The following is a 12,670-nucleotide window of genomic DNA, read 5'->3' as shown; positions in this document are numbered from 1 at the left end:
AGCGGCCTTCCCAGCCCTCTGCCCTTTCTCTACATGATAGGGACGTGAAACCCTTAAAATGTGAGGGTTCAAAAAAGGATCTCCGTCCCGCGCCCGGCGCCGGCCCCCTTACGGAGACACATCAGACGGGACGGCAAGCTCCCGCATCTCGACCGCAATCGTGATCAGCCGAAGCCAGGTGTTTAAGGCCGCCCTGAGCGCGGGTATATCGGTGGCGCTCACCTCAAGGACGAGCGTATCGTCGTCCGCAAGCATGACCCGGACGGATGACCGGTCGCCCACGTCGCCCATCTCCTGGCGGACGGAGAGGTAGAGGGCACGGGCATCGGGGGTCGCGAACCGGAAGACCGCCGTATGCGTCATGGGGCCACCTTCAGGGTATAGCGTTTCCGTTGCGTTCCGTCAAAGACGATCCGGTGTCCCGTAAGGGACTCGCCGGCAAACACGACGTCGGCGTGATCCTTGAGCGTCTCGTAGACAGAGTGGTCCGAAACGAAAAGCCCGCGGGCGATCGGTCCGGTGCGCTCCTCGACAGAGAATGACCTGACGCGGATCTCTGTTGCCGGTTCATCGCCAGCAAATACCTGGATCAGAAAAAAAGGGCCGGATTTCGAGACGACCAGAACCGACACGTCGAGGGAAAAAAGGTCCCCCATGCCCGCTTTGCCGCGGGTGACGTACCCGGCGCCGATCGAGAACGCCAGATCCCGCGCAAGGGTGCGCACCTCGGGCGCCGGTTTACGTGACGTCGTGACGACCGTCATCGAGCCTTCAGATCTTTTATTCCGGCTCCGCGTTCCTTGAAGAGGATGCGGTGCCCACAATAGGGGCAACGTATATTGACGTCAATTTCTACTTTTTGTTTACAGCGAGCGCACTTATAGGCAACCAAGGCCGATTAACCCTCCCTCTGCAGCGACCGCTCGATGCTCCGCGCGGCGACGCGCATCGCCGGCGTCTCCGGGACATAGCTGCCGCCTGCAAACTTGAACCCGCACTTGCGGCACGTCCAGATGCCTGTTCCCTCACGCTTGACCGCTTTCTGGTCGCAACGGGGGCACGCATGGTTCGCGCGGGAGACCTTCTCGATCTGGTTGATTCTCTTCCGGATAAACCGCCCGTACCTCGGGCCGAAACGCCCGGAACTTCCGACTACCCTGCCCTTTGCACTCTGTTTGCGACTTGCCATTTCGCGTACCTCTTGTATGTCCTCTAATTTTTGTGCTGTCGATTAATATAGTTACTCACGACATCCGTTCAACGATCCGGGTCTCCGCATTCCCCTTGGAAACCTTGTTGACCAGGTCGTAGAACTCCTCCTGGATGCCCGCCGGAATTTTGACGACGGCGATCCAGGATCCGTCCTTCTGCCACTCTTCCTGCTCGAGCGATCCTGCGGTCGTGATCTCGTAGGCTCTCGCGGCATAATCCGCCGGGATCTTCACGGCGATCCGGATCTCCTCGAACCGGATGGGGAGGAGCGGGCGGAGCGCCTTGACCACCTCTTTGACCTGCTCCTCGACGGACTTGAAGGGGTCGATGCTCACCCGCGCCTCTTCCATCGCAAGCTCGATGCGCTGCGGCGGGTGGGGGAACCCGGACTGCGGGTTGACGGCGTTCCTCGCGATGAACGTGATGACCCGGTTCCGCTTCTCCGCGATGAGGTGCCGGCGCTGCTCCGCCGTAAGATGGATCTCGCCCTTCTGGATGATCCGGAGTGCCGCCTGCTCGAACTCGGTCGTCTTGAAGACCTTCAGGAGAGCCTCCTCGGAGGCCCGTTCTGCATGGGCGGCGTTCGAAAAGATGGAATCGGCGGCGACGACATCCTCCAGGTCGATCGATTCGCCCTGCCGGATACGCATGGCCTGGTTGGGGTCGACAAGGACCTCGAACCGTTCTCCGTAGCTTTCAAGCCGCGCTACTACTGCCTGGTCGAGAGGGATCATACGGATGACGCTCACTCTTCGAACTGGTCGACGTATGCCTTTACCTCGTCCTTCTCCAGCTTCCGGAACTCCCCGGTCTCGATGGAGACGACGCCTATCTCGATGGCGCTCACGTCGAGTTTGCCCTCCGTCGCGGCGTGTAAGGCCTTGATTCCAAGCCTGATGGCGCCGGAGAAGTCCGCATCCTCCTGGTACTCGTCCTCGAAGGTCTTTATAACCGCAGGCCGGCCGGTTCCGATTCCGGTCGCCTTGTACTCGAGCAGCGTGCCGCTCGGATCGGTCTCGAAGAGACGGGCCTCCCCATCGCTGACTCCTGCAATCAGGAGCGCGGTTCCGTAGGGGCGTGCACCGCCGAACTGAGTGTAGGTCTGCATATGGTCGCAGAGCTTCTTGGCGAGGGTCTCGACGCTTATCGGCTCGTTGTAGGAGACGCGATTGATCTGCGACTCGACCCGGGCCCGGTCTACGAGAGACCGCGCATCGCCGACGAGGCCGGAGGACGCAACGCCGATGTGCGCGTCGATCTTGAAGATCTTCTCGATTGAAACCGGTTCAAGGAGACGGGACGTCACCCGTTTATCGACAATCAGCACGACACCTTCGCTGCACTTGATTCCAACGGCTGTCGTGCCACGTTTCACCGCTTCTCTGGCGTACTCGACCTGGTAAAGCCTTCCGTCCGGGCTGAACACCGTGATCGCCCGGTCATATCCCATCTGATATTGTGGTTGCATTATCGTTCCTCCAAATCGGCTTCGGTGAAAAACAATGACTTCTGATGCTTAATACCTTTTTCAACCAAATCAACCTTTTGACGCGGATAGCGATAGACCGCGAAATAAGTTTCCCCGATCTTCACTTCTTCGTCTCCGGAGTGACGCCGGCTCGGTTTCATTCGGCGCCGCAGTGCATGAATCGTCCCCGAGGTGGCGACTGTCCGGAGCGCGATCCGCTCATCAGCGACCGAGGTGACCGTTGCAAGCGCGACGGCGATATCATTCTCGGCTCCTCGCCGGCACCGGACGACGACGTACCCCCCTTCGCAGAAGACCACCGCGGGCTGCGCAAGACCGACAGCCGCATCGCCAAAGAGCGAGGTCGCGGCCTCGATGACTGCGAAGTACATCTGTTTTTGATCTACCTGCACCCCGTAGGGGAGGATCCGCGCCAGGATGTAGCGCCGTTTTGTCCGCATCGCCGGCGGTCTCGGCCTCATTTTACCACCTCCACGGGTCGGTGCGGTTCGGCGATCCAGCCGACGGACGCGAGCGCTTCGGTCACTTCCGTCCCGGTCATGCCGAAGAGTGCGCAGAGACCGCGGATCTCGCGAACCGATCGCTGCCCGAGTATCGAACGGGCACCGGACGATATCGTCAGTGGAAAACCGTATCGCCGCTGCAGAGAGAGGACGTCCGCATACCGCTGCAACGCCCTCTGGCGCTTCGTTCCGCGGAGATGTATGATGGGAGCCATCGAGATGTCCACCGCCACGCCCTGCTCCGCTGCCGTCCGTGCGGCGACGTGATCGAAGGCGTTTCTCCGGGCGGCATGGATGCTCCTGACGACATTCACCTCTTTGATGGAGACGACCGCCCGGTTGAAGGAGGTATCCCCGGCGTCGACATAGACGATGTCGGCCCGCCGGACGGCGGGATCGCGCACCCTCTTTAAGACCTCCTTTACGGACGCGGCGCCGATCACGGCCCCCCGGAGAATCTCGATGCCGGGAGGCCGATGCACGGCATCTCCGATAGCGACAGCGCTATCGAATCCGAGTCCTGCTGCTTCGAGAGCCATTCGCGCAACCGTCGAGTCACCGGCAGGATAGGGACGGATACCGGCATCTGTGATCTTCATTGTGGGTAGGCCGTATGAAAAAAGGGGTATTTATTTGCCGCGGTTCGCGTGAGAACGGATGCTCGGGCGCGTCTTCTCGGTTCCACGCCCGCGCGTCCGCATCCCGCGCCCCTTCATGCCGGCGGAGGTCTTGCCGCGCTCCGCCCGGCCCCGGTGAACCGGGTCGGCCAGCCATGCGAGGTTGCGGTCGCTCTTGATCGACGGGTGGTGCCCGTCAACCATGATGACCTCGAACCACTTGGAGCGGCCGTCCTCACCAACCCAGTAGGAGTTCAGGGCCTCCATGTTCGGGAACTTGCGGGATGCGCGCTCCTCGGCCATTCGCTGCAGACTCTTTGCCGGGGTCAGCCGGCGCATGCCCGTGCGTGCGGATCTGCGCCCACGGATGTACCGGGGCTTCCTCCGGCCGCCGCGGCGGACCTTGACCCGCACGACGACGATGCCCTGCTTGGCCTTGTAGCCGAGCGAACGGGCCCGATCGATCCGGGTCGGGTGCTCCACGCGCACGACACTCCCCTCGCGCCGCCACTTCTGGAGGCGCTCCCAGAGGAGCCCTTTCACTTCTGACCGGTCAGGCCGCTTCCATGCCTCGCGTACGTAGGCATACATCGATTTTGCCATGTTTTGAATCACCTCAGGTTCAGCGTTTCCGCCACATTCCTTTCCGGGACGTATCCCGTGGTTCCTAACAGGTTGACGGGAGCGCAAATAAAGGATTCCCCCGGGGTCCCGCGCCCACCGGGGGCTCCGGTATATTGACCCTCCTTGTTCTGGTATTTCACCTCACGCGAAGAGCGCGAAGCCGCGAAGCGCGACTGGCCGAAGGGCAGGGGCATGAGAAACCCAAAGGGTTTCGAAGTGCGATCTCCCTGTAGGGGAGGGAGGGTGAGAAGCATCAGACTTCTCAGGGAATCCGCCAACAGCCAACCGATCTTCGCGTTCTTCGCGGCTTCGCGCGATGCCGGATCCTTCACACGAAGGGGCATGTGGGAAGATCGATCCCGCAGTGCCCTACACGCCCTTGCGTTTCTCCACGACGCGGATGGCGTCCATCCGGGTGACCGGGTACTGCCCGTCCTCGTCTTTCTCCGCCGACTTGACCATGTCCCAGACGGTGAGAAGGGCAACGGAGACGCCGGTGAGCGCTTCCATCTCGACGCCGGTCCTCCCGTACGACCTGACACGGGCGAGCGCCTCGATGTAGCCGTCGCCCTCCTCGAAGTCGATCGTGATGCCCCCGAGCGGTATGGGGTGGCACATGGGGATGAGGCGCGGCGTGTCTTTCACCGCGAGGGTTGCCGCCACCCGTGCGGTCGCTAAAACGTTGCCCTTGACCGCGGTTCCTTCCCGGATGGCGCGGAGCGTCTCGCTCCGGAGGTAGATCCTGCCGCTCGCAACCGCTTCCCGGACGACCTCGCCCTTTGCCGAGATGTCCACCATCTGTGCGCGGTCGTTCTCGATGTGGGTGAAGACCGGGGTCTTGTTGTGTTCGCCGGACTCGCTCATGTGTATCGCAGGAGATCTTCTGTCTTTCAGGGGATAAAAGAAGGCGGCTTAGGGCAGTTCATTCTGGTGCAGGGCGCCGGAAGAGAATTTCCGGGATGTGGTCGGGCATATCGGTCGCAAGCATGCCGTTCCCCCGCCCTTCTGCGGCGAGCATGCCGGCACTGCCGTTCACGTACGCGGCGACGCAGGCGGCCTCGAACGCAGGGAGATGACAGAAGAGCGCGCCGGCGATGCCGGCGAGCAGGTCGCCCGTCCCCCCGGTGGTCATGGCGGGAGTTCCGGTCCGGTTGAACCTGACCCGCGACCCGTCGGATACGACATCGACCGGGCCCTTGAGCAGGACGGTCCCCGTCTTTGCGGCGGCCTTCACGCACCGCCCGCGCGCCGCAAGGTCCGCCGGGGGTTCCGTCCCGGCAATCCGGGCAAACTCGCCAGCGTGCGGGGTGTAGATCGTCTCCCTCGCCGCCGGCAGGGGCCGGGCGAGCGCATCGGCATCGAAGACCGCGCGCTTCGCCGCCTCCGCGATAGCGAGCACGACGTCGTGGCTCTCTTTCCCGAGACCCATGCCGCAGACGACCACGTCCGTCCGGTCGACAAGGGAGAGGATCATCTCCAGGTGATCGGCCGTGATCGTGCTCCCCTCCAGGCGCTCGTAGATCAGGTCGGGCATGGGGACGTATGCGGGTGAGGCGACCCGCACGATATCAGCACCGGCGCGAAGCGCCCCCATCGCCGCGATGTAGGGCGCCCCCTGGTAGGGGCCGCCCCCGACGACGAGCACCTCGCCACCGACGCCTTTGTGGGCCTGCGAACTCCTCGACGGGACGAGCGTGAGGTCTCCGGGGCCGGTGAATATCTCTGCCTCGAGCGGGATGCCGATATCCGTGACGTCCGCACCCTCCACCTTCGGGCGGTGGAACGAGAGAATCTCTGCCGCCCGGATGCCGGGGGTGGGGGTATCGACGGCGACGACGGGCGAGCCGCTCACGTTCGCACGGGTAACGAGGGACGCGAACGGCTCCCGCACCGTGCCCCACGCCCCGGTGCCGAGCATCGAATCAACGATGATATCCGCGTCGTCAAAGAGGCGGGAGAGGGCCTCGACGTCTGCGGCGCACCGGACGGGGTGGAGAGCAACGGAGCAGTGCCGGAGGAGAGCGAGCTGGGCAGCAGCCGAGGCGGTCGTTGAACCGCAGTCGGGGTAGACGACGTCGACCGAATCGAGGTGCTGGAGGTAGCGGGCCGCCACCATTCCGTCGCCGCCGTTGTTCCCTCTCCCGCAGAGGATGAGAACGCGGGAGGGGCTGCGGGCGAGGGCGGCATCCGCGACCGCCCGTCCGGCGCTCTCCATCATCAAAAGCGATGGGTAACCGAGCGCAACGGCGTTCCCTTCGACCGCTTTCATCCGACCGGCGTCGATCACGCCGGTTTCCAGAAATTCCCGCATATCGTTTGTCGTCATGTCCTGCACCTCCAGGAGCGTTGTCTGATCGGTGCTATGGCGGTCTTTTCTTAGATAGTTTTAGTTTCCGACCGGAGTTGCGCCGGGGAGGGTGCCGGTTTAGGGGAGTGGTGGCAGATGAGCAGCCAGGGTGCAACCGGTGCACCCACTGGTGCCGGGATTGTTCGGTCGCATACCGTGCACCATACGCCGTATACACGGTGCACCCACGGGTGTCGGGATTGTTCTCGACCGCACGTGCCTTACACGGATTTCCACAGGCTATCGCCATTGGGGGAGGGGCTGACGGGGAGGGGGGAGCATCCCCCCTCCCCTGTCTCTACCTCAGTAGATTATACCTGTGCCCCCACCCCGCCCGGCCTCCGGCCTCCTCATTCGCACCTGCGGTGCTCAAACTCCTGCTGTTCCAGCAGTCGTTCCCCGCCCCGAGGGGCGGGGGCAGTGCATGGCGATAGGCGATGTCCCCATGGGACATCGCTGGAGAAGACCGGAGGTCTTACGGAGCTTGAGCACCGCCAGGTGCGCAGGCCAGCGTACGGAGCTCGTCATCGTTGCAGTTGTTCTGACATTGGGTTGTACCCGGCACGCCCAGACGACCACTGGAACAGGTTGCGTAATCTGTCGTTTGAAGACTCAAGCCACTCATGTTCCGGTTCTCCATTTCGCCGACCTCCCAAACCCTTCGCCCTCTCCACACTCCCATGCATTATTGACCCTTCACCACCCACTACTATGGAGATGAGCCTCGAAAACGATGTGCGGAGAGCAGCGGATATCATCGGTGAAGCGGACTCGGTGACGATCATCTCCCACATCGACGCCGACGGCATCAGCACGGAGGCGATCCTCGCGCAGGCGCTCGTCCGCGAGGGCATGGCTGTCGAATCCGTCTTCGTCCGCCAGCTCGAACCGATGGCGATGCGCCATGTCCCAAAGGACGGGTCCCTGAAACTCTTTGCCGACCTCGGCGCCGGGCAGCAGAACCTTCTCGAGGAACACGGCCTCTCCAGCGACGAAGTCCTGATCCTCGACCACCACGTCGGCCAGCCCTGCGGCACGGCCTACCCTCAGGTGAACAGCCTCGATCACGGCATCACCCGGATGAGCGCCGCCGGGATCGCGTACCTGGTCGCGAAGGCAATCGACCCGACAGCCATCGACCTCGCCAAACTCGCCGTCATCGGGAACGTCGGGGACATGATGGCCCGGGAGAACTGCGGGCTGGTCGGCCCGGCACGCGAGATCGTCCGGGACGGCGTGGAGTGCGGGAACATCGTCGTGCAGGACCATGACCTGAACTGCTACGGGACGTCCACCCGCCCGGTCCACGTCTGCCTCGGCTACTGCGACGACCCCTACATCGACGGGATCTCGAACAACACGAACGCAGCACTCCGGTTCCTCGAGAGGCTCGGCGTCGAACTGAAGAACCCGCGGGGCGGGTGGCTCGTCTGGGAAGAACTCCCGTTCGAGGACCGGCGCACGATCATCAGCGCCCTCGCCCAGCAGCTCATCGCCCACGGGAGGGAGACCGACCGCCTGCTCGCCGAGACCTACATCTTCCCCGACGAGCCGGAACGCACACCGCTCCGGAACGCCTCCGAGTACGCCACCCTCCTGAACGCCTGCGGGCGGTGGGCGAAACCCCGGATAGGGAGCCGCATCTGCCACGGGGAGCACGGGGAAGCCTACCGCGAAGCGGAGCACATGCTCGCCCACCACCGATCGGTCATCCGCGACCTGCTCCAGTACATCCTCGATGCCGGCGTGACCGAACTCTCGCACCTCCAGTACGTCCACACCGGCGACCGGTTCCCCGACACCATTGTCGGGATCGGGGCGGGGATGGCGCTCTCCAAACTAAACTGGAAGAAGCCCATGATGGTGCTCGCCGCGATGGTGGACGAGCCGGAAGTGACGAAAGTCTCGATGCGGACGAACGAGTGGGCGCTCGGCCGCGGGGTCGACCTGCAGAAAGCGCTCGTCGAGGCGGCCGCCGGAGCGGGCGGCGCAGGCGGCGGGCACCGGATCGCCGCCGGGGCATTCATCCCCCACGATACAGAAGAGGAGTTTGTTGATAGTGTCAACCGAATACTCAAACGACAGTTCGCTTCGGCGGATCCGGACGATAGCTGACTTCCAGTTCGGCGCCGGGGCCGGAGTTGCGATCTTCCCCGACGAATGTAACTTCCAGTTCTCCACGACCGGACGCATCCGCCAGGTGCGCATCGGAAAGGAGAGGCTTGCGACCGTTCGCGCACAGGATGGCCGCCTGACCCTCGGGATAACCGCAGCGGCGCGGCTCGCGGCTCATCTCGCCCCCCCGGCCTACCGGGTGGCGGTGCAGGAAGACGTGGCGCCGTTCGTCGCGGACGGGAAGAACGCGATGGCGAAACACGTCGTCGTTGCCGACGAGGGCATCCGCGCAGGAGACGAGGTGCTGGTGGTGACGGCGGGCGACGTGCTCCTCGCCACCGGGGCGGCTTTGCTCTCCGGGCGGGAGATGCTGGCATTTAATTACGGTGTAGCGGTAAAAGTACGGCAGGGAAGGGGATCCGAATGTTTCCAGGAAAGATGAACCCGAAAAAGATGAAGCAGATGATGAAGCAGATGGGCATGGAGATGGAGGAGATCGAGGGCGTCGAGAAGGTCGTCATCTACACGCCCGCGGGAAACTACGTCTTCGACGATGCCCAGGTCGTCGCGACCACCATGCAGGGGGTTACCACCTACCAGCTCACGGGGGAGGCCCGGTTCGAGGAGGCCGTCCCGGAGATCCCCGACGACGACGTCGCCCTCGTCGCATCGCAGGCCGGGGCAACCGAGGAGGCCGCACGGGCGGCGCTCGTCGAAACCCGCGGCGACATCGCCGAAGCGATCCTGAAACTCGCGCAGCAATGATCGAGACGGGCGAACGCCTCCTCCTTGTCGGCGAGGAGCGCGAGTACTTCGTGACGGCAGGCGAGGGCCAGTTCTCCACCGACCGGGGTATGATCGATCTCGGGGCGCTCGTGGGCATGAGCCCGGGAAGCGAGATCCGAACCCATCTCGAGATCCCGTTCACCGTGCTCCGCCCCCGGCCGACCGACTTCTTCGTCCACGCAAAACGGAGCGGAGCGCCCATGCTCCCCAAGGACATCGGGATGGTGATCGCCTACACGGGGATGAACCGCGACGACGCGGTTCTTGACGCCGGAACCGGGAGCGGCGTCGCTGCAATCTACTTCGGGAGCATCACCCGCAGCGTGAAGACCTACGAAGTGCGCCCGGAGTTCGCGAGACTCGCGGAGAAGAACATCAGAAACGCCCGCCTCGAGAACGTCGAGGTGGTCGCTGCCGACATGCTCGAAGCCACCGGCGAGTTCGACGTCGTTCATCTCGACCTGACGATAACGCCGGCGCACGTGGAGCACGCCTTCTCGCTCCTCTCGCCCGGCGGCTATCTCTCCTGCTACACGCCGTTCCTCGAGCACACCTTCGTTGCGCTCGATGCCGCAACCCCGCTCTTCCGTGACGTTCACTGCTACGAGTGCATGGAGCGGGAACTGACGCGCTCCGCCCGGGGAACCCGGCCCTCGACCAGGGTCGGCCACAGCGGCTATATCACGGTCGCACGAAAATAGGAGTTTAGTATTCCTTCAGCGGGCGTTCCCACCCGGTGTAGCCGCAATATATGCAGCAGTCCCCGCCGCAGTGCCTGCACTTCTGTGGGGGCTGCGGCACCATCACGGTACCTTTTTTGTTGCAGTACATGCACCCGGCCCCCTCACAGTGGCAGCAGACTTCAGGTGCGAATTCTACATTTTCATCAGACATGCGCTTCTTCTCCAGAAATAGTATGAGGCGGGCGAAGGTGACAAAGGTTGTGATGTCGGTAGGGCACGCACTCGAAAAAAGGTATTTAGTGAGTGCGCAGCGAACCACTATTCAGGAGAGAAGAGGGGCGGAACAATTCGGACGCCAGCGCCGGATGAAAAGCCCCCGGAAGGTAGCCGCACGATGTACCACATTATTTCGATCCGCGATTTTGAAAGGGACGATCTCGATTACCTGCTTGACCGGGCGCAGGAGTTCGATACCGGCAAATACCGGTCCGGAATGCTTGACGATAAACTTGTGGCGCTTCTCTTCTTCGAGCCCAGCACCAGGACAAGGATGTCGTTTGCAACGGCCATGGCCCGGCTCGGCGGACGGTCGATCAGCGTCGATTCCGTGGAGGCGAGTTCCATCGTCAAGGGGGAGACGCTCGCGGACACCATCCGGGTGGTGAGCAGCTACGCGGACGCCATCGTGCTCCGCCACCCCAAAGAGGGGGCGGCACGGCTGGCAAGCGAGTTCGCCTCGGTACCGGTCATCAACGCCGGGGACGGCGCGGGACAGCACCCGAGCCAGACGCTGCTCGACCTCTACACCATCAGGCAGTCGATGTCGGTCGACGGGATCGACGTCGGGCTTTTAGGGGATCTCCGCTACGGCAGGACTGCGCACTCGCTGGCGCTCGCCCTCTCGCTCTACGGCGTCACGCTGCACACGATCGCGCCCGGGGGGCTCGAGATGCCGGCAAACATAGCCCTCGAACTCAGGGAGCGCGGCATGGAGGTCGTCGAGCACCCGAACGTCGAGGAGGCGATCCGGGAACTCGATGTCCTCTACGTCACGAGGATCCAGCGTGAACGGTTCCCGGACTCGGCATCCTACTACAACGTCGCGTCCAGTTACCGGATCACGACCGACCTGCTCGCCGGGGTGAAAGAGCGGCTGATGATCCTCCACCCGCTCCCGCGCGCCGGTGAGATCGACCCGGAGGTGGACTGCACGCCGTACGCACGCTACTTCGAGCAGGCAAAGAACGGTGTGCCAATCAGGATGGCGCTCCTCCACGAGGTGATGAAGTGACCAGAAAAGACCCATCGGGAGGGCTGGTCATCAGCCCTATCAGGAACGGCACCGTCATCGACCATATCACGGCCGGCGAGGCACTGAACGTTCTGCGGATCCTCGGTATCACCGGGTCGACCCCGGAATGCCTGAGCATCGCAACAAACGTCAAGAGCAAACGGATGGGAAAGAAGGATATCGTCAAGATTGAGAACCGGGAACTCCGCACGGAGGAGGTCGACCGGATCGCCCTGCTTGCGCCGCAGGCAAAGATCAACATCATCCGCGACTACCAGGTCGTGGAGAAGAAGGGCGTGGAGATCCCGGAGATCCTCAAAGGCGTGGTCAGGTGCCCGAACCCCGGCTGCATCACGAACACGAACGAGCCGGTGGAGAGCACGTTCGAGGTGCTCGACAAGGGGCTGCACTGCCTCTACTGCGACTGGCTGATCAAGGACGATATCGCAAACCACATCATCTGATCAGGCGGCCGTGCCGGTCGATCTCCCCCCGGCAGATCCGGGTGCTCGAGATCCGCCGGCCGTCTTCGGCGAGGACGCACGAGATCTCGTGAAGGTCCACCTTTCTTTTCCCGCGCTCGCGCCGGCGCTCGTTGATCTCCACGGCGACCGGGAAGGTCTCCTCGGAGACGACGAGGATATCGAAGTCCGCGTCGAGGGCGCTGCCGTAGCGGTCGATGAGCGGTTCGACCTTCCACGTTGCGGTGTAGCCGTGTTCACGAATAAAGGACGTGATGTTTTCAAGCCGTTTTTCGTAGGTGTGAACGGGATGCACCTTTGCACCGGCAAACTCGTCGGTCGTCAACCCGATGGTCACCTCCCCGTCGGGCCCGGCGAGCTCGAAGGAACGGGTGAGGAGTTTCCGGTGCCCGGCATGCAGGGGATCGAACGTCCCCCCGACCATCACTTTCATCCAGAGGCGTTTGCCGCGAGGGGTTTTATGGGTAGTGATCGGTTGGTGGAGAGCGGGGGAGGGATGTTGGAGGCTCGCTACACAATTC

At 63.1% G+C, this 12,670-nt stretch carries 18 protein-coding genes; 6 read left to right on the top strand and 12 right to left on the bottom strand.

Features of this window, described 5'->3' with window-relative positions; all coding sequences use genetic code 11:
• Positions 1-108: 108 nt before the first annotated feature.
• The 11 genes from FGW20_RS11035 to FGW20_RS10985 form a co-directional block, all read right to left on the bottom strand.
• Entirely contained in the window at positions 109-363 is a 255-nt protein-coding gene (locus FGW20_RS11035) for a KEOPS complex subunit Pcc1 (RefSeq protein WP_301678145.1), read from the bottom strand.
• Complete coding sequence (locus FGW20_RS11030) at positions 360-764, bottom strand: Brix domain-containing protein (RefSeq protein WP_301678144.1); 405 nt, start codon at positions 762-764, stop codon at positions 360-362. The genes FGW20_RS11035 and FGW20_RS11030 overlap by 4 nt, the downstream gene beginning before the upstream one ends.
• Complete coding sequence (locus FGW20_RS11025; RefSeq protein ID WP_301678143.1) at positions 761-892, bottom strand: DNA-directed RNA polymerase subunit P; 132 nt, start codon at positions 890-892, stop codon at positions 761-763. The genes FGW20_RS11030 and FGW20_RS11025 overlap by 4 nt, the downstream gene beginning before the upstream one ends.
• Positions 893-898: 6 nt before the next feature.
• Positions 899-1,189: a 50S ribosomal protein L37ae gene (locus FGW20_RS11020; protein ID WP_301678142.1), complete on the bottom strand. Its 291-nt coding sequence runs from the start codon at positions 1,187-1,189 to the stop codon at positions 899-901.
• Positions 1,190-1,244: 55 nt separating this feature from the next.
• A complete protein-coding gene (locus FGW20_RS11015; protein ID WP_301678141.1) occupies positions 1,245-1,946 on the bottom strand; it encodes a ribosome assembly factor SBDS in 702 nt (233 codons plus the stop codon).
• Between the two features lie 11 nt (positions 1,947-1,957).
• On the bottom strand, positions 1,958-2,680 hold the full coding sequence (gene psmA / locus FGW20_RS11010; RefSeq protein ID WP_301678140.1) for an archaeal proteasome endopeptidase complex subunit alpha: 723 nt from the start codon (positions 2,678-2,680) through the stop codon (positions 1,958-1,960).
• Positions 2,680-3,162, bottom strand: coding sequence for an Rpp14/Pop5 family protein (locus tag FGW20_RS11005; RefSeq protein WP_301678139.1), 483 nt, complete (start codon positions 3,160-3,162; stop codon positions 2,680-2,682). Before FGW20_RS11005 ends, psmA begins: the two co-directional genes overlap by 1 nt.
• The gene (locus FGW20_RS11000; protein ID WP_301678138.1) at positions 3,159-3,803 is read right to left on the bottom strand and encodes an RNase P subunit p30 family protein; all 645 of its coding nucleotides are present in this window, start codon (positions 3,801-3,803) and stop codon (positions 3,159-3,161) included. Before FGW20_RS11000 ends, FGW20_RS11005 begins: the two co-directional genes overlap by 4 nt.
• A gap of 30 nt (positions 3,804-3,833) precedes the next feature.
• Positions 3,834-4,424: a 50S ribosomal protein L15e gene (locus tag FGW20_RS10995; protein ID WP_301678136.1), complete on the bottom strand. Its 591-nt coding sequence runs from the start codon at positions 4,422-4,424 to the stop codon at positions 3,834-3,836.
• A gap of 390 nt (positions 4,425-4,814) precedes the next feature.
• The gene (moaC, locus tag FGW20_RS10990) at positions 4,815-5,309 is read right to left on the bottom strand and encodes a cyclic pyranopterin monophosphate synthase MoaC (RefSeq protein WP_301678135.1); all 495 of its coding nucleotides are present in this window, start codon (positions 5,307-5,309) and stop codon (positions 4,815-4,817) included.
• A gap of 58 nt (positions 5,310-5,367) precedes the next feature.
• On the bottom strand, positions 5,368-6,771 hold the full coding sequence (locus tag FGW20_RS10985) for an NAD(P)H-hydrate dehydratase (protein WP_301678134.1): 1,404 nt from the start codon (positions 6,769-6,771) through the stop codon (positions 5,368-5,370).
• A gap of 738 nt (positions 6,772-7,509) precedes the next feature.
• Between FGW20_RS10985 and recJ the strand changes: the two genes are divergently transcribed.
• The 6 genes from recJ (at position 7,510) to pyrI (ending at position 12,131) form a co-directional block, all read left to right on the top strand.
• Positions 7,510-8,907: a RecJ family nuclease gene (gene recJ / locus FGW20_RS10980; protein ID WP_301678133.1), complete on the top strand. Its 1,398-nt coding sequence runs from the start codon at positions 7,510-7,512 to the stop codon at positions 8,905-8,907.
• Entirely contained in the window at positions 8,852-9,349 is a 498-nt protein-coding gene (locus tag FGW20_RS10975; protein WP_301678132.1) for a PUA domain-containing protein, read from the top strand. Before recJ ends, FGW20_RS10975 begins: the two co-directional genes overlap by 56 nt.
• Positions 9,331-9,672 (top strand): nascent polypeptide-associated complex protein, encoded by a 342-nt coding sequence (locus FGW20_RS10970; protein WP_301678131.1) that lies wholly within the window; start codon positions 9,331-9,333, stop codon positions 9,670-9,672. The genes FGW20_RS10975 and FGW20_RS10970 overlap by 19 nt, the downstream gene beginning before the upstream one ends.
• Positions 9,669-10,394, top strand: a complete 726-nt coding sequence (locus FGW20_RS10965; protein ID WP_301678130.1) for a methyltransferase domain-containing protein — start codon at positions 9,669-9,671, stop codon at positions 10,392-10,394. The genes FGW20_RS10970 and FGW20_RS10965 overlap by 4 nt, the downstream gene beginning before the upstream one ends.
• A 376-nt stretch (positions 10,395-10,770) precedes the next feature.
• Positions 10,771-11,667 carry an aspartate carbamoyltransferase gene (gene pyrB / locus FGW20_RS10960; protein WP_301678129.1) on the top strand — a complete coding sequence of 299 codons (897 nt, stop codon included), beginning with the start codon at positions 10,771-10,773 and terminating at the stop codon, positions 11,665-11,667.
• Positions 11,664-12,131, top strand: coding sequence for an aspartate carbamoyltransferase regulatory subunit (pyrI, locus tag FGW20_RS10955; protein ID WP_301678128.1), 468 nt, complete (start codon positions 11,664-11,666; stop codon positions 12,129-12,131). Before pyrB ends, pyrI begins: the two co-directional genes overlap by 4 nt.
• Here the strand turns inward: pyrI and FGW20_RS10950 are convergent.
• Entirely contained in the window at positions 12,124-12,582 is a 459-nt protein-coding gene (locus FGW20_RS10950; RefSeq protein WP_301678127.1) for a phosphopantetheine adenylyltransferase, read from the bottom strand. The two genes, pyrI and FGW20_RS10950, sit on opposite strands and share 8 nt — an antisense overlap.
• Between the last annotated feature and the right edge of the window lie 88 nt (positions 12,583-12,670).

The sequence above is a fragment of the Methanoculleus methanifontis genome (assembly GCF_030464365.1).
In the GTDB taxonomy this organism is placed as follows: domain Archaea; phylum Halobacteriota; class Methanomicrobia; order Methanomicrobiales; family Methanoculleaceae; genus Methanoculleus; species Methanoculleus methanifontis.
Note: the sequence above shows the minus strand (reverse complement) of the source record. Positions and strands in the feature narration are given on the sequence as shown.